We start from the raw sequence: 26427 nt of genomic DNA, 5'->3' as shown, positions 1-26427 counted from the left end.
CTGAAGACCTTCCTTCGCCCGGCCGATTATTTCGCTGCCCTCACATTATAGTCGTATGCTCCTCGCCCAATCAGCAAACTGAACACGATAAAAGCGACGAGTGAAAGCAGGACCGGCAGCGTGACCGTATGGACTCCGAACAAATTGCCATTCGCTTCATTGTACAAGTGAAGGAAAACGTAGCTTCCGATTCCCGTCACCATCGAGGCAATCGCTCCGTATTTATTGCCCCATTTCCAGTACAGCCCAAGAACCACCGGCCAGATGAATGCCGCTTCCAAACCGCCGAATGCAAATAAATTCAGGAAGATCAGAAGGTCTGGCGGATCCAATGCGAACAGGAAGACAATGATGCCAAGCGCCGCTGTGACGCCAAATGACAGGCGTTTGATCGCTTTCAAATCGGCATCGGGTTTGATGTAATTCAAATAGACGTCTTTGACAATCGATGAGCTGACCAAAATCAGCAAGGAATCGACTGTCGACATGATAGCTGCCATCGGAGCCGCCAGGACAATTCCGGCTGCCCACGGCGGAAGCGTTTCAAGCGCAATCATCGGAATGACTTTGTCGCCGATATCGATGCCCGGTAAAATCGGGCGCGCGAACACACCGATCAAATGCATGTTCAGCATAATGAATCCGGTAACGATCGTTCCAATAATCAAGGCCCGGTGCATCGAACGCGAACTTTTGTAGGACATCGCGCGTACCGTAATTTGCGGCAAACCGACCACGCCGACACCGACCAGAATCCAGAAAGACGAAACGTAAGCTGCGCTCAAATTGCCGTCTGCCCCGTAAGGCGTCACCAAGTTCGGATTTTCATTGATCAAGTCCGCCATGATATTCGAAATGCCGCCGCCTGCGATAATGACCGCAATCAGCAAGATCAAAGTTCCGATAAACATAACCGCTCCCTGCACCGCATCAGTTACCGCTACTGCGCGGAATCCGCCGATGGTAACGTAAACCAGGACGCTGACCGCGAAAATGAATAAAGCCGTATTATACGGAAGGCCCGTCAGCGATTCGACCAGGCGCGCTCCGCCGATCCACTGTGCGGCCATCGCAGAAAACAGGAAAATGATGATGCTGAGCGCCGATAAGATCACGACCCATGTGCTGTTGTAGCGCGCTTTTAGAAAGTCGATCATCGTGACCGCTTCGTAGCGGCGCGCCATGATCGCAAACTTCTTGCCTAGGATCATCAAGACAAAATAACCGGTGACCACTTGCGTCATCGCGAGCAATACCCAGCCGAAGCCCATCGTGTAAGCCGTTCCGGGCCCACCAAGGAAGCTTGAGGCGCTGCCGTAAGTCGCGACCATCGTCATTGCGAGTACGAAACCGCCTAGTTCCCGGCTTCCGAGGAAATAATCATTGATGAAATTTGAACTTGCAGAAAGTTTGGTGCTCGACCAATAGCCGATTGCAAAAATGATTAATAGGAAAATAAACATCGGAATGATAACTGCATAATTCATCGATCATCGCCCTCCTCATCAAAAGGTACTTCTACAAAGAAAAATTTTACGATGACAATCACTAAAACGACGATCACCAAAAAACCTACTACGCAGCTCCAGAAAAACCAATCCGGCAAACCGAATACATAGCTGTACTCTTCAACCGGCCGGCTTCCCATTCCATAAGCGAATGCGAACCACCAGACAAAATTGAATAATGCCAATCCCAATCCAATCAACGCTTCCCGGTTCGCAATTTTAAAACGCCAATCCGTTTCTTTCATTTATTCCACTCCGTTCTATAGTCTTAATTCCCCTTTAGTCTTTTGACGCAATTTTTTCATTTTAAAAGTTGTATTTAGTTTCTTTTCCTTTCATCAAAACCTTATTAAAATGACCTTTTTCTTATCTTACCACTAACGATATACGTAAAATATCCTAAAAATCTATTGACTGAATATTCTTTATCACCTATATTAAAAACATCTTACCTTTGGAGGTTGAAGCATGAAGCAACAATTACTGTCCGGTGTATTGGCTATCGCTCTATTCTCCACCGTCTCTCTTCCCTTGGCGGAAGCCGCAACGTATAAGGTACAACCTGGAGATACCCTTTACCGAATCGCCCAAAAATACAAAGTCAGCGTCGCGGATTTAAAATCCTGGAATAAGCTCAGCAGCGACTCACTCTACGCCAACCAATCCCTTAATGTCGGGAACGCAGTGATCGCCGCGCCAAAAAAAGTGAAAAACCCGGTGAAAGCAAAAGTGACGGCTAAACCAACCACTCCGGCGCCGAGTGCCGGCACCACCACTTACACGGTCAAAAAAGGCGATTCGCTTTACAGCATCGCGAAAAAATACGGGGTCACGGCAGACCAGATCATCGCTTGGAACAAGCTCGGGTCCACGAACCTTCTGGTCAACCAAACCTTGAAAATCGGCAGTGCCCAACAGCCTTCTAAAGTCGTTCCGGTATCCGCTGAAAAGCCCGCTCCGATTCCTACTCCTGCACCGATTGCAGCGCCTGTCGGCAATCAAGCTAGCTCCATTTATGCAGCTGCATTGAAAATCGCCTATTCATTAGAGCGTACACCTTATGTATTCGGCGGCGCAACCCCTGCCGGATTTGATTGCAGCGGATTTATCTATTATGTTTACTCGCAGGCAGGATTAAAAGTATCCCGCACAGACACCGTCGGCTTTTATAATCTTTCTTCTGAAATCGCCAATCCGGCGATCGGCGACTTGGTCTTTTTCCAAGATACATATAAGCCAGGCATCTCGCATATGGGCATATACGCCGGCAATAACTCCTTTATCCATGCCGGCAGCAAAGGAATCGAAGTGTCCAATTTGGCTACCCCTTATTGGAATCAGCATTTCGTCGGATTTAAACGCTTAAAAGCTTTGAAATAAGCCAATCGAATCATTCGTTCAGTTCTTTATTATGTATTCTTTCTGCCGAGCAGGCAATCTTTTCTTTTAGCTATTAGATGCAAAAACCCCTTGGCCTTATGTGCGGCCAAGGGGTTTTTCCTGCTTATCGTGCAAGCAAGTATTCGATATAGTTGCGCCAGTTCGTGTTTTTCGCAAACTCGAAATCCGGCTGTTCGCTTGGAAATGGCATAAAGACTGCCGGCGGAGAAGTGAAGTTTTCGAGCTTGCCGTCTGTGACAACGACTGTTCCTGGAACCACGCCTTCAGACAACACCGCTTTGCCATTCAAATCAAAATTGACCATAACAGGAACGGCGGCAGCATAGCCTTTTTCAGTTAAGGCATTGACTGAGCCATTCATGTCTGCCCGATCGAAGATCCACGATTCCGGCAAGGCAACAGCATCCGCTGCCTCGTTGGTGATGATTGAAGCGTTGGCTTTGCTGCCAAACGGCATGCTTGCTTCAATCGGCTCGTCGGTCATGATATGCACGGCATAAAATGCCAACGGATTCTTCTGCTCTTTCGGATCCAGTGTCCGGTAAGCTTCCAGCCATCTTGTTTCTTCAGCAGGAACCTGTGATTTTTTCAATACCGTCCCAGGCATTGCTTTCCCCATGCCTTCCGCATGCACAAATACCCGGTCCTGTTCGGAAACATCTTGCCACTCATCTTCTAATACGTAGGTGACAAATGATCTTTCATTGGAATAAATTTCAATGCTAAGCGGTTCCGAGTTTCGCTGAATGGAAGACACGACGCCTTCCACCGGACTGATCAACGCCGGATTTGAAACACTTTGCGCCAATTGCGCTTCCACAACGGCCAGTTTCGAATCGATGGCTGCCAGCTGCTGCTCGGCTTGGGCAATGCCCGCTGCATACGAGCCGTCTTGCGGCACTTCTACATCGACCCCGACAGACAAGTCAACGTTCAGTTCAACCGTGTCGCCTTCTCCGTTTGTGACAGTCGAGTTATCCGAAGCGTCTCTCGACTCTGAACGGCTTTGCTGGCTGGAGCGGGCCGATTCAAGCGAAGATTTCGTGCTTTGGACTTCGCCTCTTTCCTGCAGCAATGCATCTCGTTCAGATTCCCAAATGGCGCGCTGGTCTTCTGATTCGGCTTCGTTCAACATCGCCAGTTCTGAACCCGCTTCAATCACGTCTCCTTCAGAAACAAGCCATTGCTCAATCGCTTCTGAGTCTTGAACGTAAATTTGCGTCGCACCAAGCGGCTCGATCAAGGCCTCTTTTGCTAACTTTTCGGTGTACGTATTCGCATATGCCCGTTCGTATTCACTGACGTATACGTCTTTTGCCAATATGCTTTTGTCGCCAAACATCAATAAGGCATTCGTGGCCAAAAATGCGGTGACGGCGACGGAAAGGCCGATGAAAAAGAATCTATTCAACGGAAGCGCCTCCTCTCGTGAAATCGGCAATGATTTCATCAAGCGGGATCAAGCTGAACGAGGCGACCGTCAAAGCCACAACCACGTGAATGAGAATCAATGCAAATAAAACCTTTTTCGGAGAGTATTCTGTAAAACTCCGGACATAACGGTATTGCACAGCAACGATGAGTGCGGTGAACAGCGTCAGTTGATTGAAGAAGAAAGTTAAAAACGGTACATCCAGGAATGATGCCGCCATTGGCCCAAACGATAGTATGGAAACGGGCAGCGTATAGCCGACAACTGCAAAAATCACGAACGTAATGGCTTTCTCAATAATTAAGAGGGCGAGGACGTACGTCTGCATGACCAGAGCTGACCGCCAAGGCATCTTCGTGATGCGGGCGAATAAATAAGCCACCCCGTAGGAATGGAATGCCAGGTAAAGCCCGGCCCAAATCAACGTTCCGGCAAGCGAAGTCCAACGTGCGAGCGTATACGTATCCCATTCGCCAGCGGCAAGGTACGGCGTCAACGAAGACGTATTCATCCCCCAAATTTCGCACAGCGCAAAAACCAGCAAGCCTAGAGCGAGAATCCAGGCAAGCCGCTGATTAAATCGTCTCATCTCCGATTCGTGCAAATTATGTATAAGTTCTCCCTGTCTGGTAAAATAATGCCAGAATTTAAAATCAAATATCATGCGTTGTGATTCCTTTCGGTGCAAATGATGGTTCTGCATACTTTACTTTACCAAAAAACGCTAATCTTTGAAACGCAAAACCTGCCACATTTTTCAATATGCGGCGCTTTGAGCCAAAAGGCATAGAATAAGCACCGCCAAATCCAAAAAACGCCAGAAAGCTCTGCCTAAAATAAAAACCTTCCGAGGAAGCGGAAGGTTTAAATCTTAAACAATTTTATATTTCTTATGTGAAATTACGGTCATATTGGATGCCGCACCAATTTCTTTTGCATCTTCCGGCGAAATCTCGACAATTACCGAATTATCCATGATTTTAAAAATGGTTCCATTGACTTCCACGCCATTGCGAGTGAAGGAGATCCATTCGCCAATTTTGCGAGCTGCTACAAATTCAGAAACTTCTTTTTCATGTGGTTGAAATGCCATCGTTATCCTCGCCTCTCTTTATAGAAACAATATCTATTCATTATAGCATAAATCGACGAGGATTTCACCTCTTAAGGCGCTTTACATTTCGGGGGCTGACGGACCGTTTCCGCTTTTCTTTATTGTCCAGACTCCAACGGCCAGCCCCTCGGGATATTAAGCCACCCAGCTCTGGAAATCAGGATTTCCGACGCTGTGCGCCTTAAGCCTGTCGGGGCTGACGGGCCGTTTCCGCTTTTCTTTATTGTCCAGACTCCTACGGCCAGATTCTTGGGACATAAACCGTTCTGGCTGTGCGGCACAGATCGCCGCTTCGCCAGCCCGTCTTATGTCCGGCGAATCTACACGGCCGTTTCCGCTTTTCTTTATTCGACGCCCGGCAGGATGGTCAATGTTTTTTCATCCGCATCGAGCCTTGCCTTCACGCCAAGCGGTACGGAAAAATGCGGTTCGCAGTGGCCGATCTTGAAGCCTTTGACAACCGGGACTTTCATTTCTTTGAAATAATCCTCTAAAACTTGATCCAAAGTCAGCGATCTTTCCGGCTTTTTCGGTTCCGCGTTTTTAAAATCTCCGATAACCACTCCAGCCACGCCATCAAATTTGCGGGCCATGCGCAAATGGTTCAGCATTTCATCGACTTGATACGGCTCTTCGTCAATATCTTCGATCAATAAAATTTTGCCGGCCGTGTCCAGATCAAATTTCGTGCCGATCGCTGAACGGATCAAAGACAGATTGCCCCCAACCAGTTCCCCTTCCGCCACACCGCTTGTCAACGCAGTCAAAGGCGAGATTTCTTCCGAATAAAACAATTCAAACGGCGCAAACAGCTGGCCGAACATCCGGGCGCTGCGTTCGTGGAAGGTATCTTTCCCAACATCAGAAGCAAGCATCGGCCCGTGGAAAGTGACAAGGTCTGCGTATTGGCCAATGGCCGTATGCAAAAACGTAATATCGGAATAGCCCCAAAACACTTTCGGGTTTTCTTTGAGCATTTGAAAATCGATCTTTTCCGTATAGCGGGCTGCCCCATAGCCGCCGCCGGCACAAATAATTCCTGCGATTTCCGGGTCTTCAAACATGGCATGGAGATCTGCTAATCGTTCGTCATCGCTCCCTGCTAAATGGCCGTGTTTCGCTTCGACTGATTTCCCCATTTTCACTTTTAAGCCCAGCCCTTCTATAAAAGGCAATGCTTTCTGCAAGTTTTCAAGATTCGGCGGGCTTGACGGCGAAATGATCCCGACCGTATCTCCTTTTTTTAAACGTTTTGGCATTGTGCGCAAATCCATCCACTCCTTCTTATCATTTATATTCCTGGTCGTTTTCAGCAGAATTTTGCTTGGTCTGCAAGTTCTGTCATGACGAGCATTGCGCGGTAAGCTTCCAGTATATCTTTTGCCTGGAACCGGACAACCGTGGTGCCTTCTTCAATTTCACAGCCTGGCATCATTGCGGCCAGCTCCGCTTCTCCGTAATTGGTGAATTCAATCCGCAGGAGCGGCGATTCCGGCGGCGCGAGCGGCTCCACATTCCCACGGTTTTGAATTGCTTCTTTCGTCTTTTCTTTTAGGAGTTGCTGCGCTTTTTTCGGATGAAGGGTCTTCACCGCTGAACGCGTTATACTTTCTTTCACTGCTGCTGTGACAACATTCGGGATAAGTGCTTCCGCTTCCCGGCAAGCACAGTCATCGCCGGCGACGAATAAAACCGGTACTCCGAAATGACCCGCTACGTAGGCGTTAAAACCCAGCTCTCCAATTTCGGTTTCATTGATCCACATGGAGCGGACCGCAAAAACCATGGCATGCGACATGACGCCTTTTTGTCCCGCCCGTGCGTGGTAGCCGGCCAACAGCAGACCGTCGAAACTGGAATCCAGCCCTTCTACCATCGATAGCCTCTTGACGCCGCCCGTGATCAGTTCCGCCTCTTCATGCAAATCTTCTGCAATGAGATTGTTCATTTTCGAATGGCTGTCGTTGATGACAAACCGGGCAGCCCCTTGTTCATATGCCCCGTGGATAATTGCATTGGCATCTTGGGTCATCAAACGGCGGCCGCGTTCATAATTCGGTTCTTTAGACATCACATATGTATAATCCGGAAGCGCTGTAACGCCTTCCATATCCATCGACAAATAGAATTTCATACCGGCTGATTTCCTTTCCTCTCAACTTCTTATTTACAAATGTAGCAATAGCAGGCGATGAATACAATTGCTATCTATTCCTTGAAGCAAGGAAAATCGATTCTTTTCATATAAAACGGACGAATTACAAATTATTTAGAATTTTTAGTTATTTAGATTCATGACGGATTCTATAAGATCTCTTATGATAACAATAAGCTATAAATAACAGGGAAATCGCAAAAGGGTTTCCGCTATAGCACACTAGATCTTCTGACAGCAAAGGAGCGATTGCAGATGAATTTTGAAAAAGTATTGGAACTGGAATTAGGAGATCTAGCACTTGGATTAGTCGGTTCGACCATATTTATGTTCATGCTGACGATTTTCACAGCTTTATGAGAGGTGACTTATGAAGAACCCTAAAGAATAAAAGCCCTTTTCCGCATATCCGGAAATAGGGCTTTTATTCGTTTTTGCGCACTTAAAAACGCCTGCTCCTCTTTAATGGCCGGGGCAGGCGTTTATCCATAATCCATATCCACTTTACAAACCTCCATTTTGTTGTTCTTCGAGCAAATGATGGAACATTTCTTCATTGCGCTCTGATAATGCATAGTCGATCATGCGGTTGAAGTTTTCTTTTTCAAGAAAATGAATCGCTTCTTCAGCTTCTTGCTTCGCTTGGTCATTCACTTCCAGCAAGCCCGCTCTTTCTTCCTGCAAAATCGCCTGAAGGTGCGTGTGGATATCTGAAACCAGCAGCAGTTGATAAAGCGGCAAACGGATGAAACGGTTTCCTTTCTGGAACACAAACACTTCCGAAAGGTTTTCCACTTGGAAGGTGTTTAAATTGACGACGATTTCTTTTCCTTCTACCGGGATAAAGTGAAACAGCTCATCATCTTTCATGATTGAGAAATATTGATAAGCAAAGACGAATTTAATCAAATGATCTTCTTTCTTTGTATAAAAAGGCTTCATCAATTTAACGTGCAACATGACACTCCCCCCTTTATAAGAAATTAGAATTTTCTTACTACATTAATCATACCATGAATTTGCGGTTTCGGATATAAAAAAGCACGGGATAGCCAGTCTATGCCAATTATTTTTCTGCTTTCAAAACAGCAGGCAACACCAAAAAATGCAATTGATCCGGGTGGACATGAAGAAACAGAGAATCAATTAGGCAATAAATAAAATCTTCAAATGCCTGCTCAGTCAACTGGCCCCTGTAAAAGACAATACGATTGTTTTTAAAATCGAGCCGCACGGCTTTCAATGGACTATTGCCTGAAACTCGTTTTCCAATGAATACGAAACTTTCCTTCATCGGCAATGCGAGCCAGGAAATTTTTCGGTATTCGTCATTGGCAATCAATAGAAATAATTCAAATCTTTCCACATCTTCTTGCTTTAACATATACCCAAAATCCGGTATCTCCAAAACATATGAATTGATCAATCTTACTCCTCCTTGGCTGGCTTCATTGTTTAGAAATTGTTTGTTTAGTCCGCAAAAATTGCTTTGCCTGAAACTCTCTTAAAGCAATTGGTTTGTTCTAATTCAATGGGAAGGCGATGCCGTTTTCTCTCTTCTCACTTCCCCTACACGCCTATATGACAGCATTCGTGATGATTTCATCAAGAAAATAACAAAGAGAATTCCGTGATTAAAATCTAAATACCTAAACAAAGACAGCAATTAACTTTCCTTCATCGTTTACGGAGAAGCTGTAAAGCCGTATAATAGAAGGAAAGTTTTATTTTGGGGCGATGTAAATGGCAACAGTTCAACACTTGGCAAAACGTTTTGATGATACGATCCACAATTATATGGCTGCTATCGACGACTCACTCAATCCATCTCGTGAAATGGATGAGGAAATGGTTCGAAAAGCAGTCTTTTTAGTGCGCCATGATGGCGTCCAGATTCTGTCGTTCAATGAAGAACGGCTCCTGCTCGAAGCCATCGTAAAAGACGCTCATACAGTTAAAGTTGTTTTGAATTTCGAAAAAATGACAGCGGTTTGCGCCTGTCCGCAGGAAGAGAACTGCCGCCACAAGCTTGCGGTCGTTTTTTCCCTCTACCAAAAAATCGGCTCGTTATCGGAATGGGTGGCCGCTTGGCGCGCCCGCCCAGCAGAACAGCTTAATTTGCTGACGGATAAACGGTCTCCGGTGCAATGGGTCCACATTATCCGCAATGCATGGCGGGAACCGGTTCCGGATTACACGAAACGCAATTATTTCTACTTTGAACAGTTATATGACGGCCGATTGAAAAACGCGTTGTCATTTGTTCCGCTTGAACGTGAATGGAAAGTATTTTACCGCACCTATGCCCATTTGGTTTCTTTGATGGAAGTATGGGAAACGTATATCGCCGGCACCCAGGAAGTGCACCATTCGTTCTTTAAAACGTGGTTCGATGATGAATTGCATGCGCTCCGTGATCTGTTGGAACAATTACGCGTTCAGCACCGCACATTTGAAGCGGATGCTTTTCTGGAACATTTGAGAAACTTGGTGCATAGTTTTGTTACGGTGAAAGACGGATCCTTTTCGCAGCGCTTTACGGTTTACCAGTTGTTCTGGACATCTCTATTTACGACAGCGAAGCTCCGGAAAGATGAGCTCGCTTCGTTTGCCCGTCCAGAACCGCGAATCGAAGCCTTTTTCGCCATTCTGCTTGGCGATAACGTCAAAGCAAAAAAACTGACACCGGATGAAACACCGGATTGGGTGCAGCTTGCCATCCTCGCAGAAAGCGAAACACATGAGCAAGCGTTGACCGCCATTTTGATGTCGATCAAACCGAACGTGAGAACCTTCCTATTTGAAGGCCTTTATACACAATACCGCCACCAATATGTGCGGGTATTGAGCAGGCTGTTTTCATTGATCCATTTAAGCGAAGCCGATTGGGAAGATTTGTTTAAACAGTTCGGCCATTACGGCCTCCCGGCTTATTCCACTTATTTAATCGAGAAAAAACAGTTCAAGCAATGGGCGGAACTTCACCACCTCCACAATTCCCCGCTTTATTTCGCGGAGGAATGCGGCTTGAAAGAAGTGCAGGAAGCTGCTCCGGATTTCGTCCTCCCTCTGTTCCACCGCTATGCGATGGATTATTTGGAAGAACGCAACCGCCCCAGCTATAAACAGGCGGTCCGGATGTGGAAGAAAATGAAAGCCGCTTGCAAGAAAAGCGGTCAACTGGAGTTCTGGAATGCGTATATCAATGAGATTCGTACGCAAAACAAACGCCTGCGGGCACTCCAGGAAGAGATCGAGAAAGGACATCTTGTATGAATCAGTTCCAAACCGAAGGAAACCGCACCTATTATTTAAAAATCCGGCGCTCGGAAGAATTCCGGGTGCAGGCGATAAATGAAACCGGCAACCGGATTCCGCCGGAAGTCTGGAAACCGTACCTATACTTCCTCGACAAAGAAAGCTTTTTCGGCTTGACTGCCCGGATCGACGGACTTGATCTGCTATTGACGCCTGCTGAATTTGTTCGTTTATTTCAGCGGGAAGCGCATCACTATGTGTCCTTTTCCGGCCAGACTCCAGAAGACGAAACGTGGCTGAATCTTGCGGGAAAAGTGGCCGATTCCTTAAACGATCCAAAGCTATGGGATCATATCTCGGTCGACGGAGAAGACATTTTGATCGATTCGGCATACGGAGATCCGGAAATCCAGGATTTTCTGAGCGATACCATCAAACATCAATTGCGCCAAAAAGGATTGTCCACGGCTCAGCTGCCATTCATCCAGCATTTTGTCCAGCAGGCCGGATGGGACGGTTTGCCTGCAAGCGACGACTACGTCATGGCAGTCCAACTCGGCGAACCGCAGGACGATGCTTTCTGGTCCTTTAAAGTGGTTCTTCGCTCCAAACGCGGAAGCGTCTACTGGACCCCTTCCAAACGGCGGATGGATGAACCTTTCGATAAAGTGCTGCCTGAAAAATGGCGGAACCATCAGCAGGAGATCAAAGAAAAACAGATGCTGATCCTGAGCCTCTGCCCTTCTGTAGAAAACTATGACGAAGACCGCCTTTACCACGCGGAATGGACAGATGCAGAAGTGCTGGAGTTCTTGCGCAATGATGCGGAGATTCTCCAATCATTCGGCATCGAAGTTTCCATTCCCTCTTGGCTAAAAGCGGTCCAAGAATCCAAAATCCGGGTGAAGGCCAATATCCATTCGCCGGTCAAAAAAGCTTCCGTAGTCGGCTTGGATCAAATTGTCCGTTTTGACTGGCAGTTTTCATTGAACGGCCACGAGCTCAGCATGCAGGATTTCCAACAGCTCGTAGCTGAGAACAAAGAATTCATCCGCATCGGCAATGAATGGGTACGGGTAGATTCCAATTTGCTCATGCAGCTTCGGAAAATGATCGAAGAAGCGGATGACGCCGATTGGACAATTAAGGACATGCTGTTCCAGAATGTCCCGGAAATTATGCTTGAGGAAGGTGCAGATGAAGAAGACCCGCTCATTGAGTTCCATCTGAATCGATCGTTGCGGACCTTGCTCGATAAATTGCTGGATAAGCGCGATTTGCCGGAAACACCGATTCCTGAAAATCTCCATACAGAACTTCGCCCTTATCAAAAGACTGGCTTCGATTATTTAGTGTTCATGCGCGAAGAAGGCTTTGGCCTTTGCCTAGCAGATGATATGGGACTTGGAAAAACGGTGCAATTGATCACTTACCTTCTGCATGTTCATGCGAAGAAGTCGGAGCAGCCTTCATTGATCATTTGCCCGACTTCCGTGCTCGGCAACTGGCAAAAAGAGCTGGAACGCTTTGGCCCGGACTTGAAAGTCGTCACTCATTACGGCAGCACCCGGCCAAAAGGCGAAGATTTCCAGGCGTTCCTGCAGAATGAGAAACCGGATGTCGTGTTGTCTACGTACGGCATCGCGTCTTCCGATGCAGAAGAAATCCAAGGCGTCCACTGGACGAGCATCACATTGGATGAAGCGCAGAATATCAAGAATATGTATACGAAGCAATCCCGCACCATCCGCAAATTTAAAGGCGACCATCATATCGCTTTAACCGGGACCCCGATTGAAAACCGGCTATCTGAGCTTTGGTCGATTTTCGATTTTATCAATAAAGGCTATTTGTATCGCATCAAGCAGTTCCAGGAGAATTTCATGATTCCGATTGAACGCGACGATTCCGAAGAAACGAAAGAAAAGCTGCGGCAGCGCATTCAGCCATTCTTGCTGCGCCGTACGAAAAAAGATCCGGACTTGCAATTGAATTTGCCTGAGAAGCAAGAGCAGCTGGAATATTGTCCACTAACGCCGGAACAAGCAGCTTTATATGAAGGTTTAGTGCAGGACACGGTGCAGAAAATGGAGACGCTCACCGGATTTGAGAAAAAAGGCCTTGTTTTAAAGATGCTCAGCAAACTAAAACAATTATGCAATCATCCGTCATTGTATTTGAAAGAACCTTATACTTCCGCCGCAGAAATATTGCCGCGGTCTCAAAAACTTGAACGCATTGTGACTCTGGCGGGAGAAATTGCCGAGCGCGGAGAACAATGCCTGATTTTCACTCAATATATCGGCATGGGGCATTTATTGCAGCAAGCCATCAATGAATTATATGGCCATGAAGTTCCCTTCTTGACTGGAAGCATGCCAAAAAATCAGCGCGATTCTCTCGTAGCTGCTTTCCAGAACGGCAAATTTCCGATTTTCATCCTCTCGTTAAAAGCTGGGGGAACCGGTTTAAACCTGACAGCAGCTACTCATGTGCTGCATGCAGACAGATGGTGGAATCCGGCAGTCGAAAACCAGGCAACAGACCGGGCTTACCGAATCGGCCAAACCCAATTCGTGCATGTCCATAAATTCGTGACCATTGGCACAATTGAAGAAAAAATTGATGCGCTGCTGACTCAAAAGCAGACAATGTCCGAACAATTTATCCAGTCCAGCCAGTGGATGACGGAGCTGTCAGACAGTGAATTGAAGGAACTGTTTACGTATAATCTATAATGATCCGGCTGAGCCCCCACCCAACCGGATCTCCTTCTGGTCAGCGAAAACGTCATCCTTGCTGGACGGAACGGATGCTTTCTTTCAGTTCACCCAGTTCCCGCTCCGCCTCTGCCAAACGGCGATGAAGCAAGGCGGTCAGTTTGATTAATTGCTCCATATGCACTTCCAATTGCAATTGAACGTTTTTTGGCATAACTAAGTGCCTCCTTATCCTAATTAAGTGCTTATAACAGTGGCCGTTCCTGGCGGCTGGAAATCAAAGTCTGCTTCAGACCCAGGTTCCAGCGGTTTAGGAGCGGCTTCTTCTTTTGGCCGTTTTTTATCCAGAAAACGGATTTGATCCCCCAGCACTTCTGTGACATAAACGCGGGAACCGTCTTCTTTATCGTAATGGCGGGATTGCAATCTCCCTGTCACTGCTACCAAAGAGCCTTTGGTGCAGTATTTCGAAACGTTGTGGGCAGGCTTGCCCCAGGTGGAGCAGAGAACAAAATCCGTTTCCACTTCTCCTCGCTGATTTTTGTAATTCCGGGACACAGCGACGATGAAAGAAGTATGTACGCGCCCTTCGCTCATCACACGCATTGTCGGGTCTTTTGTTAAGCGGCCAACGATTCCGACTTGATTCATTTTTTCACCTCCTTTTGGCTTATTAACACTATACTAAGGAAAGTGAATATTGCGCAAAAGGCGAAATTCCATTTTTGGTTCGAAAACGACGATGAAATCTGATTTTTCATCCAATGCAAAAATTGTTTTTTTCCGAAACCCTAATGGCTAAGCGGTTTCTGAAGTCTTTTCTGGTTTGCGGAAAAATGGAATTTGGCATAATAACAGGAAAAATAAAACGGTTTTCCAGCCGAGAAGCGGCATGTTTTCGGCTATGCTATACTGAAAAAAAGCGATGTTTGGAGGAATTGGCGTGAAAACATTTAAAATGCTGTCACTTGGAGTCGTCAAAGAAGACGAGGTGACGGATTATCCTTTAATTGATGGAATCATTATCAACCAAGAAAATAGCCACCGTTCATGGGTGCTTGAAATGCTGATGGAATTAGACTACAAAGAAAGCTTCGATCGAATGATGGAAACTGGGGATATCTATGATGTGAAAGTCGTCATCTCTTACCCTGGAAACGAACCGGCCACCTTTGAAGTAGCCATCTATGACGTCAAAGTCATGGGCAACCAAGTTTCCGTGCTCATGAAAGGAACCTTAAAACGAGCGCGCCGGAAATATGCGGAAACGCTATTGTCCGAACTGCTTGAAGACGGACTCGAAGGCGAGGAGCTGCTCGAGCGCTTCGAGTCGGACATGCGCACACGTCCAGGCTTGCGAAAAGACGAATCCAAAGCATAAGAAAAGGCTGGCCAAGATGGAATTCCATCTCGGCCAGCCTTTTATATAATTAGTTCTTCATGGCTTTTAATTTCGTTTCCACAAAAGCTGCTTCTGCTCTGCATGAATAATCGAAATGCGTGTCCATCGATTCCTGCATGATTTCAATACGGGCGATCTGGTCTTCTGAAGGCGGCTCGTTCAAAATCTTATCGATGATCTGATTCATTTTATTCGCCACTTCTTCATGGAACTCCGGGCTTAACTTGACTTCGAGCGGAACCTTCTCATACCAAGCGGCTCTGTTTTCGATATAGTCTTTCCAAACTTTGACGAAGTCTTCTAAATTAAAACGTTCTTCATCCCACTCGATATCCGCCATGTAGGCTTCAAATATTTTTGAGATGGAGCGTGTGATGCTGCTTTTAACGCCTGTCGGCAATGTTTTGTACATGGTAAACCTCCTACACTCCGCAAGAAAGAATAGCACTTGCTTCCCGCTATTCCCCTCCTATGTATTTCCCTGAATCATTTTACAGGAATGAACTTTCAAATACAAATCCGAGTTTATTTTTCAACTACCGGCCCTAACGCGAATAAAATATCGCATTCACAAGCGATTTCGCCGTCGACTGTGGCAATGGCATGCCCTTTGCCCATCGATCCGCGCAATTTCGTCAATTCCACTTCCAACCGCAATTGGTCGCCCGGAACGACTTGGCGCTTAAAGCGGCAATTATCGATGCCGGTGAAGAATGCCAAGCGGCCTTTGTTGGCTTCCAGCTGCAATACCGCTGCCGCTCCAACTTGCGCTAAAGCTTCGACGATCAGTACACCCGGCATAACCGGATAACCAGGGAAATGGCCATTGAAAAATTGCTCATTGGCTGAGACGTTCTTTAACCCTACCGCTTTTTTGCCCGCTTCGATTTCCAAAATCCGGTCCACCATCAAAAAAGGATAGCGATGCGGTAAAATTGCCTGAATTTGTTCGGTCGTTAACATACTCCCACTCCTTCAACCATAAATTATGTATTTGCTTGAAACTCATACAAGCGGAAAAATTATTTCTTTCCGCTCATGATGTCTATGATATGCTGCCATGTTTCCCATTTCAGGGCATCCTTCGGTTCGCCGTCCCCAATGACGCCATAACCGACCATAGCCCCCAGAATTGCCGCCAGCACGATCAATGCCAGGACAAGAACAATTCGAAGCCAGATTGGAAATAAACGAATTTGGACCCACCAAGTCTGTTTATCATCCTTTTCCGGAGCCTTTTCGGCTTTTGCTTGTTTTCGAAGGGAGACCTTCTTTTTTGTTTCAGCCATTCACTCAGTCAACCTTTCTATTGATGCATGCCTATCTAAGGCAGTCAATCTTCAAGAATTCTATACGGCAGTGGCTACACCCTGTATCGCTTTTTAAGAGATCCGGATTCCCACTTCGGTAATATGCATTAATTATCATTATACTAAAGATTTTTACCATCGCCATAAGGCATTCTGCTTAAAAGTCGACTGATGCCTTTATACGGTTTTAACGGCGCGAAAGCTTCTGGATGTTGTCCAAAATGATGCCCGTTCCAAGCGCCACACAATCCATTGGCATTTCGGACAGAGAAACCGGGACTCTCAATTCTTCTGCAAGCAATTGGTCAATGCCATGGAGCAGGGCTCCGCCGCCTGTTAAAATCACCCCGCGGTCGATAATATCCGCTGAAAGTTCCGGCGGTGTTTTTTCGAGCACGCTTTTCGCAGAAGCGACAATCATGGCGACCGATTCTTTCAAGGCTTCTTCTATTTCAGCAGACTGAATTTTGATGATCCGCGGCAATCCGGTCATCATGTCACGGCCGCGAATTTCCATTTCTTCGCTGCGGCTGCCGCCATACACAGAACCGATTTCAATTTTGATGTTTTCTGCTGTTCGGTCGCCGATCAATAATTTATATTGGCGTTTCACATACTGAAGAATGTCGTGATCAAAAACATCGCCTGCCACTTTAATCGATTCACTCGTTACGATATCGCCCATGGATAAAACAGCGATATCCGTCGTCCCGCCTCCGATATCAACGACCATATTGCCGCTTGGCTGATAAATGTCCATTCCGGCTCCGATTGCTGCCACTTTCGGCTCTTCTTCCAAGAACACTTTCTTGCCGCCCGATTTCTCGGCTGCTTCCCGGATCGCTTTTTGCTCCACGCTCGTAATATTGGTCGGGCAGCAAATCAAGATGCGCGGCTTGCTCATAAAGCCTTTCACTTTCAAACGGTTCAAGAAGTACTTTAGCATCATTTCAGTCACGTCAAAATCTGCGATGACGCCATCTTTAAGCGGCCGGACTGCCACAATATTTTCAGGTGTGCGCCCGATCATTTTGCGGGCTTCTTCCCCCACTGCCAATACACGATTTGTTTTTCGGTCAAGCGCAACAACCGATGGCTCATTTAATACGATGCCTTTTCCTTTTACGTGAATTAAAACATTTGCCGTCCCTAAATCAATACCGATATCTTTTGAAAACATTATTACGCTTCCCCTTCCAGCTTTCTGTACCTACTCTGTTATCTAAAAAGACTCTCCTAAATGAACATTTTAGCATAGTGTGATTAGAAAAGAAAAAGAATTTTCAAGGAATAAAGACCCGATTCGAATCAGAAAATATTTCATCAACCATAAAATTTTGTGATAATGATTTGCGCGCTTTCAAAACCGGGCACAATAAAACCCGTGAGGCGAATTGGCCTCACGGGTTATTGAAAGAAAAATAAATGATGGTAGAATTAGACCGTTTGTTCCTCTTTGACTTCCGTTTCAACTAAAGATACGCGTTCAATATCTGCTCCCAAAGCGGCAAGCTTCGAATGGAAATTCACGTAGCCACGATCTAAATGCTGCAATTGGTTAACGCGCGTAATGCCCTCAGCAGCCAAACCTGCTAGGATCAATGCGGCTGCAGCACGAAGGTCTGTTGCTGCAACTTCGGCTCCTTGCAATTGTGAAGGGCCTTCCATGATGACTGAGCGTCCTTCAATTTTAACCGACGCGTTCATGCGGCGGAATTCTTCTACGTGCATGAAGCGGTTTTCAAAAACAGTTTCTGTTAAAATCCCATTACCAGTAGCCGTCAACATTAAAGCCATCATTTGAGACTGCATGTCTGTCGGGAATCCCGGATGCGGCATTGTCTTGATATCAATTGAACGAAGCGGACGGGTTGAACGGATGCGCAATCCTTCTTCTTCCTCTTTAATCTCGACACCCATCTCGCCCATTTTAGAAATCAATGCAGCCATATGTTCAGGCACTGCATTTTCGATGATGACATCGCCTTCCGTGATCGCTGCTGCTACCATGAATGTTCCAGCTTCAACACGGTCTGGAATAATGTGATGAACTGCTCCGTGCAATTCTTCTACTCCTTCGATGCGCATTGTGTCTGTACCGGCACCGACTACGCGGCCGCCCATTTCGTTGATATAGTTTGCTAAATCTACAATTTCCGGTTCTTTTGCCGCGTTCTCGATGATTGTCACGCCATCAGCTAAAGCAGCTGCCGACATGATGTTTTCAGTTGCGCCGACACTCGGGAAATCCAAATAGATTTTTGCTCCGCGAAGTCTTCCGTTCACATTCGCTTCAACAAAACCGTTTCCAAATGTAATTTGGGCACCCATTGCTTCAAAACCTTTTAAGTGCTGATCGATTGGACGAGAGCCGATTGCACAGCCGCCTGGCAAAGCAACTCTAGCGAATCCATTACGCGCTAAGAGTGGCCCCATCACCAAAATTGAAGCACGCATCTTTCTCACATATTCAAATTGTGCTTCACTGGATAATGTTTCTGATGAATCAATCACCATTTCATTCTTTTCAGGGAAGTATTCAATCGACGCATTTAAACTTTTAAGCACTGCTTGAATAGTGTATACGTCTGCTAGATTAGGTACTTCCTTAATGATGCTTTTTCCGGATGATGCGAGTAGTGCTCCTGCCAGAACTGGCAAAACTGCATTTTTAGCCCCTTCTACTCGAACTTTCCCTTTTAATTTTTGGCCGCCTTTAACGATAATCTGATCCACTGATATGCCCTCCATATGTTAAATATTCATCTATATGTACCCTTTAAAGTCCAATGTCATAGTTTGCAAACAAAACCTTTTCCATAATACCCGTTTTTTATTAATTATACAAGTAACTTAACGCTCATTTTAGTAGTTATATTATCCAGTTAGTATAACATTCGTATAATAATGAGTCCTTATGTCCGTCCCATAAAATTATATATTACAATTTGATTACAAACTCTAATTTCCCTTATTTTTACGAGCTAAACATGAATTTCGTTATTCCCCGGGAAATAATTTTTAAGGTTTGCTGTTTTGCCATATGCGCGAAAATCGCTCTCATGGCAAACTAGCAAACCTAGAATAGATAAGGCAATTGTCTTGACCATGAAGAGATGTTCAAAAAGAAAGTAGACACCGCTGTCCCAATGGCAATACTGAGGAAAATATACAGGATCTGCGCTTGCAGCACATGCTGTTTGCGGATCCATTTCTCAAACATCACTGCACGCAATGCGTAAAACGCGACACCCGTAAAAAAGATATGGCTGACAATTGAAATGAGGGCTTGCTGCCCAATGGCGGTTTCCATCTAACTGATCCCTCCTATTTAAAAAGCGGGCAAAAGTCAATTTCCCTTCTGCCCGCTCATAACATTCTACTCTTTTCATTTAATGTCTGAACTCCAACGGCCAATTCCTCAGCCGTTTTCGCTTTTCCTATTAAATGTTACCCTCATAAACGTTGATACGATTCTTCGCACGTCTTAATGCTAATTCTGCACGTTGAAAGTCGACTTCACCTTTGTTCGCCTGAAGCATCGCTTCTGCACGTCTTGCAGACTCTTGTGCACGCGCCAGATCAATATCTGTCGCAAGTTCTGCAGACTGAGCAAGAATCGTCACTTTATCCGGACGAACTTCCAAGAATCCGCCGCTTACAGCTGCTAATTCAGTCGAGTTCTCTTTCTTCAATCGGACTGCACCGATTCCAAGAGGAGCTACTGTAGGAATATGGCCAGGCAAGATACCCATCTCACCTGTCGCTGTAACTGCTATTACCATAGAAACTTCTGAATCGTATACCGGGCCGTCGGGAGTGACAATATTGACTGTAATGGTCTTCATTTTTTCCCCTCCTGGTCCCTTGTTTTAGACTTCTACGCCCATGCTTTTAGCTTTTTCAATAACATCTTCAATACGTCCTACTAGACGGAAAGCATCTTCCGGCAAGTGATCGTATTTACCAGCAAGAATTTCTTTGAATCCTTTGATCGTTTCTTGAACAGGAACGTAAGAACCTTTTTGGCCTGTGAACTGTTCAGCAACGTGGAAGTTCTGAGAAAGGAAGTTTTGGATGCGGCGTGCACGGTTAACCGTCAGTTTATCCTCATCACTTAACTCATCCATACCAAGGATGGCAATGATATCTTGAAGTTCGCGGTAGCGCTGAAGCGTTTCTTGAACTTGGCGGGAAATTGAATAGTGTTCTTCACCAACGATTTCAGGCGACAATGCGCGTGAAGTCGAAGCCAAAGGATCCACCGCTGGGTAGATACCCATTTCAGAAAGTTTACGCTCAAGGTTCGTTGTCGCATCCAAGTGAGCGAAAGTTGTAGCCGGAGCCGGATCCGTATAGTCATCGGCTGGTACGTAAATCGCTTGGATAGATGTTACAGAACCTGTGCTTGTAGTCGTAATACGCTCTTGCAATTGACCCATTTCCGTAGCAAGTGTCGGCTGGTAACCAACGGCTGAAGGCATACGTCCTAGTAGGGCAGATACTTCAGATCCTGCTTGAGTGAAACGGAAAATATTGTCGATGAACAAAAGAACGTCTGCGCCTTGCTCATCACGGAAATATTCTGCCATTGTCAAACCAGTCAAGGCAACACGCATACGCGCACCAGGCGGCTCGTTCATTTGGCCGAAGACCATTGATGTTTTCTTGATAACGCCAGAATCGCTCATCTCGTGGAATAAGTCATTTCCTTCACGTGTACGTTCACCAACACCAGCGAATACAGATAAACCACCGTGCTCTTGCGCGATGTTGTTGATCAATTCCTGGATAAGAACGGTTTTACCTACACCGGCACCACCGAAGAGACCGATTTTACCACCTTTGATGTAAGGAGCAAGCAAGTCTACTACTTTGATACCTGTTTCAAGAATTTCAACTTCTGTGGATAAGTGTTCGAAAGTCGGTGCTGAACGGTGAATCGGGTCACGGCGTTCAGTTGTTGGAATTTCTTCCCCTAAATCGATGACTTCTCCTAATACGTTAAATACGCGGCCTAAAGTTACTTCTCCAACTGGAACAGTGATAGCACTGCCTAGATCGGTTACTACTGAACCACGTTGCAATCCATCGGTGGAATCCATCGCAATTGTGCGTACTGAATCATCACCAAGGTGAAGCGCCACTTCAAGCGTCAATTTCACTTGTTGTTGGCCTGGACGATCAATATATACAGTTAGGGCGTTGTAGATCGCTGGAAGTTGGCCATTCGCAAACTTAACGTCTACAACCGGACCCATAACTTGAAGAACGTGTCCTGTGTTCATGCTGTTCCCTCCTGTCTTACTTTTTTTCGTATGGTTAAAGGCTTCGGCACCCGGCTTTTCGTGGTTTAAAACCAATCCGATCGGCTAGGCGCACCAGCTTTTCTGTTCTATTCTAACGCGGCTGCTCCGCCGACGATCTCAGTGATTTCCTGAGTGATCGCTGCCTGGCGGGCACGGTTATATGATAGAGTCAATCCATCGATCAACTCACTTGCATTATCGGTTGCGCTCTTCATAGCGGTCATGGACGCAGCGTGTTCACTTGCCTTACCGTCAAGAACTGCACCAAAAATCAAGCTTTCTGCATATTGGGGAAGAAGAACTTCCAAAATCGCTTCGGCTGATGGGTCAAACTCGTAAGAAGCAGTTGAACCAGTCGTTTCGATATCCGTTAATGGCAAAACTTTCTTTTCGGTAACTTCTTGCTGAATAGCAGAGACAAAGTGATTGTAGTACATATAAACTTCATCATACGTACCATCTGAGAACATACCAACAGCTTTGCGCGTTATTTCTTTAATATCAGCGAAACTCGGGTGATCTGGAAGTGCGATTGCACTATCTAGAATCGTCATTCCCTGCTTAGCAAAGAAATCCCGTCCTTTACGGCCAATACTTAAGATAACGAACTCGTCATTTGAGGTATGGCGCTGACGGATTTTGCTCATCACTGTACGAAGAATATTACTATTGTATCCGCCTACTAATCCACGATCCGAAGTGATGACAAGATAAGCAGTTTTTTGTACGGGGCGTGTCGTCATCATTGCATGGCTCGTATCATTTGATCCGGCCGCGATTGAAGCGACAACCTCCTGAATTTTTTCCATATAAGGAACGAACGCTTTCGCATTCAATTCAGCACGGTTCAACTTTGATGCAGAAACCATCTGCATCGCTCTTGTGATCTGGCTTGTTTTCTTGGTTGACGTAATGCGGTTTTTTATATCGCGTAAAGATGCCACTGGTATTTCACCACCTTATTATTTTTTCTTCTAGTCCGAACGAAAGTTTGTTTAAGGCACTTCCATTCAGCAGCAACTTATGAAGCTGCTGAATGTGAAGCTTCTCTTATTCTGATTTTGCGAATGTGCGTTTGAATTCGTTGATTGCTGCGCCAAATGCTTCGTCAGAAGGCAAACCTTGCGTAGTGCGGATAGTTTCTAAAACTTCTGTGTGGTTAGAATCCAGCCAGCTTGTCAATTCAGCTTCGAAACGTTGGATATCTTGAACCGGAATATCATCAAGGAATCCGCGAGTCAAGGCATAGAAGATGACAACTTGTTTTTCAACTTTGATTGGATTGTTCAAATCTTGTTTCAATACTTCAACTGTACGTTTCCCACGCTCAAGTTTTGCTGCAGTAGCTGCATCAAGATCTGAACCGAATTGAGAGAACGACTCTAGCTCACGGTATGCAGCCAAGTCAAGGCGCAATGTACCTGCAACTTTTTTCATCGCTTTGATCTGAGCTGAACCACCAACACGTGATACAGAAAGACCTGCGTTGATCGCTGGACGTACACCCGAGAAGAATAGATCCGATTGAAGGAAGATTTGTCCATCCGTAATCGAAATTACGTTTGTTGGAATGTAAGCAGAAATATCGCCCGCTTGCGTTTCAACGAATGGAAGAGCTGTAATCGAACCAGCACCCAATGTTTCATTCAATTTTGCAGCGCGTTCCAATAGACGGGAGTGCAAGTAGAAAACATCCCCTGGATATGCTTCGCGGCCTGGAGGACGGCGTAGCAATAGCGACAATTCGCGGTAAGCCGAAGCCTGTTTAGTCAAATCATCATATACGATCAAAACGTGTTTGCCATCGAACATGAACTCTTCCGCCATTGAAATACCGGCATAAGGAGCCAAGTACAATAATGGAGCTGGTTGAGATGCAGATGCCGTCACGACGATTGTGTAATCCAAAGCACCGTTTTTACGCAAAGTTTCTACTACGTTACGTACAGTAGATTCTTTTTGTCCGATTGCTACATAGATACAAATCATGTCTTGGTCAGCCTGGTTCAAAATCGTATCGATCGCTACAGAAGTTTTACCTGTCTGGCGGTCACCGATGATCAATTCGCGCTGTCCACGGCCGATTGGCACTAGAGCATCGATCGCTTTGATCCCTGTTTGAAGTGGTTCATGAACCGATTTACGGGCCATAACCCCTTGTGCAGGGCTTTCGATCGGGCGAGTTTTTGTTGTGTTGATCGGTCCAAGACCATCAACTGGTTGGCCAAGCGGATTTACGACACGTCCGATTAGTTCTTGTCCTACCGGTACTTCCATAATGCGGCCAGTCCGACGTACTTCATCGCCTTCTTTGATGTCTGTGTAAGGCCCAAGGATGATGATACCAACGTTGTTGGCTTCCAAGTTTTGTGCCATACCCAGGACACCAGTAGAGAACTCAACAAGTTCTCCAGCCATGATGTTGTCGAGGCCATGAGCGCGTGCGATACCATCACCAATCGTGATTACTGTACCGACGTCGTCAACTTTCATCTCAGATTGATAATTTTCAATCTGCTGTTTGATCAAGACACTGATTTCTTCAGCTTTGATGCTCATGTATTTCACCCTCTCATAATTTCCTGAATTAACCGATCAACTGACGTTGCAAGCGGCCCAATTTCGAGCTGATGCTGCTGTCATAAATGCGGTTTCCGATTTGAAGACGCAATCCACCGATTAGGGATGGATCAATGATGTTTTCGATGCGCAAAGATTGCTTACCGATTTTTTTAGCGAAAGTCGCAGAAATCGATGCACGCTCTTCTTCCGTCAACGGACGGATCGAATAAACTTTGGCATCTTCGATTCCCTGTGCTTCGTTCGATAAGTTAATGAACTCATCAGCTAATCCGCTGACTTCGTTCAAGCGGCGGCGTTCTGCCATCAATTGAAGTGTGTTCATAACGTAAACGTTCACGCCATTGAATACTTCACTGATTAGATTTGTTCTTTTTTCAGCTGATAGTTTAGGAGAAACGATCAAGTTGTAAAGTTCCGGAGTCAAGTTAAAGACTTTCTTCACTTCACGCAAATCCATTTCTACTTTATCAACCACTTCATGTTTTTGAGCGATTTGGAATAAAGCTAATGCGTAGCGTTCTGAGACTTGGCTCATTGCACTTCGCCTGCCTTCGCAATCGTTTCGTTAATCAACTGGCGGTTGTCTTCTTCAGAGATTTCTTTTTCCAACACTCTAGATGCTGCAAGCAATGACAATGCCACAACTTCTTCGCGTACTGCAGAAATCGCTTTTTCACGTTCGTTCGCAATTTCTTGGACAGCTGCATCTTTCATGCGGCCAGCTTCAGCACGCGCAGTCGAGATAATGTCCTGACGCGAAACTTCGCCTTGTTTTTTAGCATTCTCAACGATTTCTTGTGCTTGCGTACGCGCTTCTTTTAACAAAGTGCGCTGTTCTTCAAGCATTTTTTGTGATTCCTGGCGGCTGTTTTCAGCCGTTACGATTTCACTAGCGATCAATTCTTCACGCTGCTGCATGATTCCCATCAAAGGACCCCATGCGAACTTTTTCAATAACAGCATCAAAATAATGAAAACTGCTAGTGTAGCGATGATATCTCCGACGTTCAAAAACTCCCCGGATGCACCGAGTACGAGGTGATCAAAAAACACGATTGTTTCACTCCCTTCAAGAGCCTAAAATTCAGTTTCTTCTATTATAAGATCTTTAATATAAGATGTTTATTCAAATTTGAAATGGGCCATACAAACATAAATGGCGAAAAACCTGCCGAAGCATTCCCGCCATTTAGCATAATGTATGAAAAGCTACTACTATTGGTTCATAACGATGAACGCGATAACTACAGCAATGATTGGCAATGCCTCAACCAATGCAACCCCGATGAACATAGTTGTTTGAAGAACGCCACGAGCTTCTGGCTGGCGAGCGATCCCTTCAACTGTTTTTGATACGATAAGACCGTTACCAATACCTGCGCCTAGTGCTGCTAAACCTACTGCGATTGCTGCTGCTAATAAACCTAATGAACCTGTCATTGTAATTTGTCCTCCTCAGGATAGTTGTTTTTTTCTGCTCAATTTGAACAGTTTATACTCAATGGTCGTCGGCAACTTTATGCGATAAATAAACCATCGTCAACATAACGAAAATAAATGCTTGGATTGCACCGATAAAGATCGAGAATCCTTGCCAAGCCATCATCGGAATGATAGCCGTTGTAAAGCCGACAACGCCAGCTCCGCCGAGTCCCGCTAATAAGCTAAGCAAGATTTCACCTGCATAGATATTACCGTAAAGACGCAGACCAAGTGTCAGCGTATTTGCGAACTCCTCAATGATTTTCAACGGGAACAAGAATGGCATCGGTTTTAAATAACCTGCACCGTATTCTCCCAACCCTTTGAGCTTGATGCCATAATAATGGCTCAAAATGATGACCATGGCGGCCAAAGTCATTGTCACTGTTGGATCAGCTGTCGGGGATTTCCACCACAGTTCGCCATAGACAATGATCGAGAACGGAAGACCTAACATATTCGAAACGAAAATGAACATGATCAGCGTAATTCCGAGTACGTGGAATCGCCCGCCGTCTTTCCAGTCCATGTTGCTCTTGATCAGCCCTTTTACGAAATCCATTACCCATTCCATGAAATTTTGCATGCCGGTTGGCTTAAGCTTTAAATTCCGAGTAGAAATGAAGGCAATTAGAAATACGATAACAGCGGCTACGATGAGCATCATAACGTTCGATAAGTTAAACCAGATCCCGAACACTTCAAGCATAGGAGCTTCATGACCCACGATAGTTTCACCTCTCTTTCCACTTT

Annotated in this window: 29 protein-coding genes; 4 read left to right on the top strand and 25 right to left on the bottom strand. The window is 45.7% G+C overall.

The window, feature by feature from the left end:
• Positions 1-26: 26 nt before the first annotated feature.
• Both panF and MTR82_RS06445 read right to left on the bottom strand, forming a co-directional pair.
• A complete protein-coding gene (gene panF / locus MTR82_RS06450) occupies positions 27-1487 on the bottom strand; it encodes a sodium/pantothenate symporter (protein ID WP_052650710.1) in 1461 nt (486 codons plus the stop codon).
• A complete protein-coding gene (locus MTR82_RS06445) occupies positions 1484-1753 on the bottom strand; it encodes a YhdT family protein (protein ID WP_246808339.1) in 270 nt (89 codons plus the stop codon). Before MTR82_RS06445 ends, panF begins: the two co-directional genes overlap by 4 nt.
• A 223-nt stretch (positions 1754-1976) precedes the next feature.
• On the opposite strand from MTR82_RS06445, the gene MTR82_RS06440 reads away from it, so the two are divergent.
• Positions 1977-2888, top strand: coding sequence for a C40 family peptidase (locus MTR82_RS06440; protein WP_246808338.1), 912 nt, complete (start codon positions 1977-1979; stop codon positions 2886-2888).
• Between the two features lie 124 nt (positions 2889-3012).
• Here the strand turns inward: MTR82_RS06440 and MTR82_RS06435 are convergent, their stop codons facing one another.
• The 7 genes from MTR82_RS06435 to MTR82_RS06405 all read right to left on the bottom strand — a co-directional run bounded on the left by MTR82_RS06435 (position 3013) and on the right by MTR82_RS06405 (position 9036).
• Positions 3013-4320 (bottom strand): efflux RND transporter periplasmic adaptor subunit, encoded by a 1308-nt coding sequence (locus tag MTR82_RS06435; protein WP_052650707.1) that lies wholly within the window; start codon positions 4318-4320, stop codon positions 3013-3015.
• Positions 4313-4930 (bottom strand): hypothetical protein, encoded by a 618-nt coding sequence (locus tag MTR82_RS06430; protein WP_246808336.1) that lies wholly within the window; start codon positions 4928-4930, stop codon positions 4313-4315. The genes MTR82_RS06435 and MTR82_RS06430 overlap by 8 nt, the downstream gene beginning before the upstream one ends.
• 282 nt (positions 4931-5212) lie before the next feature.
• Positions 5213-5434, bottom strand: coding sequence for a DUF2187 family protein (locus tag MTR82_RS06425; RefSeq protein WP_052650706.1), 222 nt, complete (start codon positions 5432-5434; stop codon positions 5213-5215).
• 365 nt (positions 5435-5799) lie between these two features.
• Positions 5800-6723: a S66 peptidase family protein gene (locus MTR82_RS06420; RefSeq protein ID WP_246808566.1), complete on the bottom strand. Its 924-nt coding sequence runs from the start codon at positions 6721-6723 to the stop codon at positions 5800-5802.
• Positions 6724-6764: 41 nt separating this feature from the next.
• Positions 6765-7589, bottom strand: a complete 825-nt coding sequence (locus MTR82_RS06415) for a M55 family metallopeptidase (protein WP_246808334.1) — start codon at positions 7587-7589, stop codon at positions 6765-6767.
• 525 nt (positions 7590-8114) lie between these two features.
• On the bottom strand, positions 8115-8570 hold the full coding sequence (locus tag MTR82_RS06410) for a hypothetical protein (RefSeq protein ID WP_052650704.1): 456 nt from the start codon (positions 8568-8570) through the stop codon (positions 8115-8117).
• A 106-nt stretch (positions 8571-8676) separates the two neighbouring features.
• The gene (locus tag MTR82_RS06405; protein WP_052650703.1) at positions 8677-9036 is read right to left on the bottom strand and encodes a hypothetical protein; all 360 of its coding nucleotides are present in this window, start codon (positions 9034-9036) and stop codon (positions 8677-8679) included.
• A 317-nt stretch (positions 9037-9353) separates the two neighbouring features.
• Between MTR82_RS06405 and MTR82_RS06400 the strand changes: the two genes are divergently transcribed.
• Positions 9354-10886: a hypothetical protein gene (locus MTR82_RS06400; RefSeq protein WP_246808333.1), complete on the top strand. Its 1533-nt coding sequence runs from the start codon at positions 9354-9356 to the stop codon at positions 10884-10886.
• The gene (locus MTR82_RS06395; RefSeq protein ID WP_246808332.1) at positions 10883-13606 is read left to right on the top strand and encodes a DEAD/DEAH box helicase; all 2724 of its coding nucleotides are present in this window, start codon (positions 10883-10885) and stop codon (positions 13604-13606) included. Before MTR82_RS06400 ends, MTR82_RS06395 begins: the two co-directional genes overlap by 4 nt.
• A gap of 52 nt (positions 13607-13658) precedes the next feature.
• Here MTR82_RS06395 and MTR82_RS06390 read toward each other — a convergent pair whose 3' ends face one another.
• Both MTR82_RS06390 and MTR82_RS06385 read right to left on the bottom strand, forming a co-directional pair.
• Positions 13659-13802 carry a hypothetical protein gene (locus MTR82_RS06390; RefSeq protein ID WP_199876584.1) on the bottom strand — a complete coding sequence of 48 codons (144 nt, stop codon included), beginning with the start codon at positions 13800-13802 and terminating at the stop codon, positions 13659-13661.
• Positions 13803-13825: 23 nt separating this feature from the next.
• Positions 13826-14239 (bottom strand): single-stranded DNA-binding protein, encoded by a 414-nt coding sequence (locus MTR82_RS06385; RefSeq protein WP_110925567.1) that lies wholly within the window; start codon positions 14237-14239, stop codon positions 13826-13828.
• A gap of 292 nt (positions 14240-14531) precedes the next feature.
• On the opposite strand from MTR82_RS06385, the gene MTR82_RS06380 reads away from it, so the two are divergent.
• Complete coding sequence (locus MTR82_RS06380) at positions 14532-14969, top strand: YwpF-like family protein (RefSeq protein WP_246808331.1); 438 nt, start codon at positions 14532-14534, stop codon at positions 14967-14969.
• 49 nt (positions 14970-15018) lie between these two features.
• On the opposite strand, the gene MTR82_RS06375 is transcribed toward MTR82_RS06380, so the two are convergent.
• The 14 genes from MTR82_RS06375 to atpB all read right to left on the bottom strand — a co-directional run bounded on the left by MTR82_RS06375 (position 15019) and on the right by atpB (position 26401).
• Positions 15019-15402, bottom strand: coding sequence for a hypothetical protein (locus MTR82_RS06375; RefSeq protein ID WP_052650699.1), 384 nt, complete (start codon positions 15400-15402; stop codon positions 15019-15021).
• A gap of 113 nt (positions 15403-15515) precedes the next feature.
• Positions 15516-15953, bottom strand: coding sequence for a 3-hydroxyacyl-ACP dehydratase FabZ (gene fabZ / locus MTR82_RS06370; protein WP_052650698.1), 438 nt, complete (start codon positions 15951-15953; stop codon positions 15516-15518).
• Between the two features lie 59 nt (positions 15954-16012).
• On the bottom strand, positions 16013-16279 hold the full coding sequence (locus MTR82_RS06365; RefSeq protein WP_052650697.1) for a DNA-directed RNA polymerase subunit beta: 267 nt from the start codon (positions 16277-16279) through the stop codon (positions 16013-16015).
• 208 nt (positions 16280-16487) lie between these two features.
• Complete coding sequence (gene mreB / locus MTR82_RS06360; RefSeq protein ID WP_052650696.1) at positions 16488-17480, bottom strand: rod shape-determining protein; 993 nt, start codon at positions 17478-17480, stop codon at positions 16488-16490.
• Between the two features lie 257 nt (positions 17481-17737).
• Positions 17738-19036, bottom strand: coding sequence for a UDP-N-acetylglucosamine 1-carboxyvinyltransferase (gene murA / locus MTR82_RS06355; protein WP_246808330.1), 1299 nt, complete (start codon positions 19034-19036; stop codon positions 17738-17740).
• A 343-nt stretch (positions 19037-19379) separates the two neighbouring features.
• Positions 19380-19613: a DUF1146 family protein gene (locus MTR82_RS06350; protein ID WP_246808329.1), complete on the bottom strand. Its 234-nt coding sequence runs from the start codon at positions 19611-19613 to the stop codon at positions 19380-19382.
• 130 nt (positions 19614-19743) lie between these two features.
• A complete protein-coding gene (locus tag MTR82_RS06345; RefSeq protein WP_052650693.1) occupies positions 19744-20148 on the bottom strand; it encodes a F0F1 ATP synthase subunit epsilon in 405 nt (134 codons plus the stop codon).
• A 24-nt stretch (positions 20149-20172) separates the two neighbouring features.
• Positions 20173-21588 (bottom strand): F0F1 ATP synthase subunit beta, encoded by a 1416-nt coding sequence (gene atpD / locus MTR82_RS06340; protein WP_052650692.1) that lies wholly within the window; start codon positions 21586-21588, stop codon positions 20173-20175.
• A gap of 107 nt (positions 21589-21695) precedes the next feature.
• Complete coding sequence (gene atpG / locus MTR82_RS06335; protein WP_052650691.1) at positions 21696-22553, bottom strand: ATP synthase F1 subunit gamma; 858 nt, start codon at positions 22551-22553, stop codon at positions 21696-21698.
• A gap of 106 nt (positions 22554-22659) precedes the next feature.
• On the bottom strand, positions 22660-24168 hold the full coding sequence (atpA, locus tag MTR82_RS06330) for a F0F1 ATP synthase subunit alpha (RefSeq protein WP_052650690.1): 1509 nt from the start codon (positions 24166-24168) through the stop codon (positions 22660-22662).
• Positions 24169-24196: 28 nt separating this feature from the next.
• A complete protein-coding gene (locus MTR82_RS06325) occupies positions 24197-24727 on the bottom strand; it encodes a F0F1 ATP synthase subunit delta (RefSeq protein ID WP_052650689.1) in 531 nt (176 codons plus the stop codon).
• Positions 24724-25245: a F0F1 ATP synthase subunit B gene (gene atpF / locus MTR82_RS06320; protein WP_052650688.1), complete on the bottom strand. Its 522-nt coding sequence runs from the start codon at positions 25243-25245 to the stop codon at positions 24724-24726. The genes MTR82_RS06325 and atpF overlap by 4 nt, the downstream gene beginning before the upstream one ends.
• A 162-nt stretch (positions 25246-25407) precedes the next feature.
• On the bottom strand, positions 25408-25632 hold the full coding sequence (gene atpE, locus MTR82_RS06315) for a F0F1 ATP synthase subunit C (RefSeq protein ID WP_006829234.1): 225 nt from the start codon (positions 25630-25632) through the stop codon (positions 25408-25410).
• Positions 25633-25690: 58 nt separating this feature from the next.
• Positions 25691-26401: a F0F1 ATP synthase subunit A gene (gene atpB / locus MTR82_RS06310; RefSeq protein ID WP_246808327.1), complete on the bottom strand. Its 711-nt coding sequence runs from the start codon at positions 26399-26401 to the stop codon at positions 25691-25693.
• Positions 26402-26427 lie beyond the last annotated feature (26 nt).

The sequence above is a fragment of the Planococcus ruber genome (genome assembly GCF_022819085.1).
Classification (GTDB): Bacteria; Bacillota; Bacilli; order Bacillales_A; family Planococcaceae; genus Planococcus; species Planococcus ruber.
Note: the sequence above shows the minus strand (reverse complement) of the source record. Positions and strands in the feature narration are given on the sequence as shown.

Coding starts and splice junctions, on each gene's coding strand:
- panF (WP_052650710.1), bottom strand. CDS start 1,487: ATGAATTATGCAGTTATCATTCCGATGTTTATTTTCCTATTAATCATT.
- MTR82_RS06445 (WP_246808339.1), bottom strand. CDS start 1,753: ATGAAAGAAACGGATTGGCGTTTTAAAATTGCGAACCGGGAAGCGTTG.
- MTR82_RS06440 (WP_246808338.1), top strand. CDS start 1,977: ATGAAGCAACAATTACTGTCCGGTGTATTGGCTATCGCTCTATTCTCC.
- MTR82_RS06430 (WP_246808336.1), bottom strand. CDS start 4,930: ATGAGACGATTTAATCAGCGGCTTGCCTGGATTCTCGCTCTAGGCTTG.
- MTR82_RS06425 (WP_052650706.1), bottom strand. CDS start 5,434: ATGGCATTTCAACCACATGAAAAAGAAGTTTCTGAATTTGTAGCAGCT.
- MTR82_RS06415 (WP_246808334.1), bottom strand. CDS start 7,589: ATGAAATTCTATTTGTCGATGGATATGGAAGGCGTTACAGCGCTTCCG.
- MTR82_RS06410 (WP_052650704.1), bottom strand. CDS start 8,570: ATGTTGCACGTTAAATTGATGAAGCCTTTTTATACAAAGAAAGAAGAT.
- MTR82_RS06400 (WP_246808333.1), top strand. CDS start 9,354: ATGGCAACAGTTCAACACTTGGCAAAACGTTTTGATGATACGATCCAC.
- MTR82_RS06395 (WP_246808332.1), top strand. CDS start 10,883: ATGAATCAGTTCCAAACCGAAGGAAACCGCACCTATTATTTAAAAATC.
- MTR82_RS06390 (WP_199876584.1), bottom strand. CDS start 13,802: ATGCCAAAAAACGTTCAATTGCAATTGGAAGTGCATATGGAGCAATTA.
- MTR82_RS06385 (WP_110925567.1), bottom strand. CDS start 14,239: ATGAATCAAGTCGGAATCGTTGGCCGCTTAACAAAAGACCCGACAATG.
- MTR82_RS06375 (WP_052650699.1), bottom strand. CDS start 15,402: ATGTACAAAACATTGCCGACAGGCGTTAAAAGCAGCATCACACGCTCC.
- fabZ (WP_052650698.1), bottom strand. CDS start 15,953: ATGTTAACGACCGAACAAATTCAGGCAATTTTACCGCATCGCTATCCT.
- MTR82_RS06365 (WP_052650697.1), bottom strand. CDS start 16,279: ATGGCTGAAACAAAAAAGAAGGTCTCCCTTCGAAAACAAGCAAAAGCC.
- mreB (WP_052650696.1), bottom strand. CDS start 17,480: ATGTTTTCAAAAGATATCGGTATTGATTTAGGGACGGCAAATGTTTTA.
- MTR82_RS06350 (WP_246808329.1), bottom strand. CDS start 19,613: ATGGAAACCGCCATTGGGCAGCAAGCCCTCATTTCAATTGTCAGCCAT.
- MTR82_RS06345 (WP_052650693.1), bottom strand. CDS start 20,148: ATGAAGACCATTACAGTCAATATTGTCACTCCCGACGGCCCGGTATAC.
- atpD (WP_052650692.1), bottom strand. CDS start 21,588: ATGAACACAGGACACGTTCTTCAAGTTATGGGTCCGGTTGTAGACGTT.
- atpA (WP_052650690.1), bottom strand. CDS start 24,168: ATGAGCATCAAAGCTGAAGAAATCAGTGTCTTGATCAAACAGCAGATT.
- MTR82_RS06325 (WP_052650689.1), bottom strand. CDS start 24,727: ATGAGCCAAGTCTCAGAACGCTACGCATTAGCTTTATTCCAAATCGCT.
- atpE (WP_006829234.1), bottom strand. CDS start 25,632: ATGACAGGTTCATTAGGTTTATTAGCAGCAGCAATCGCAGTAGGTTTA.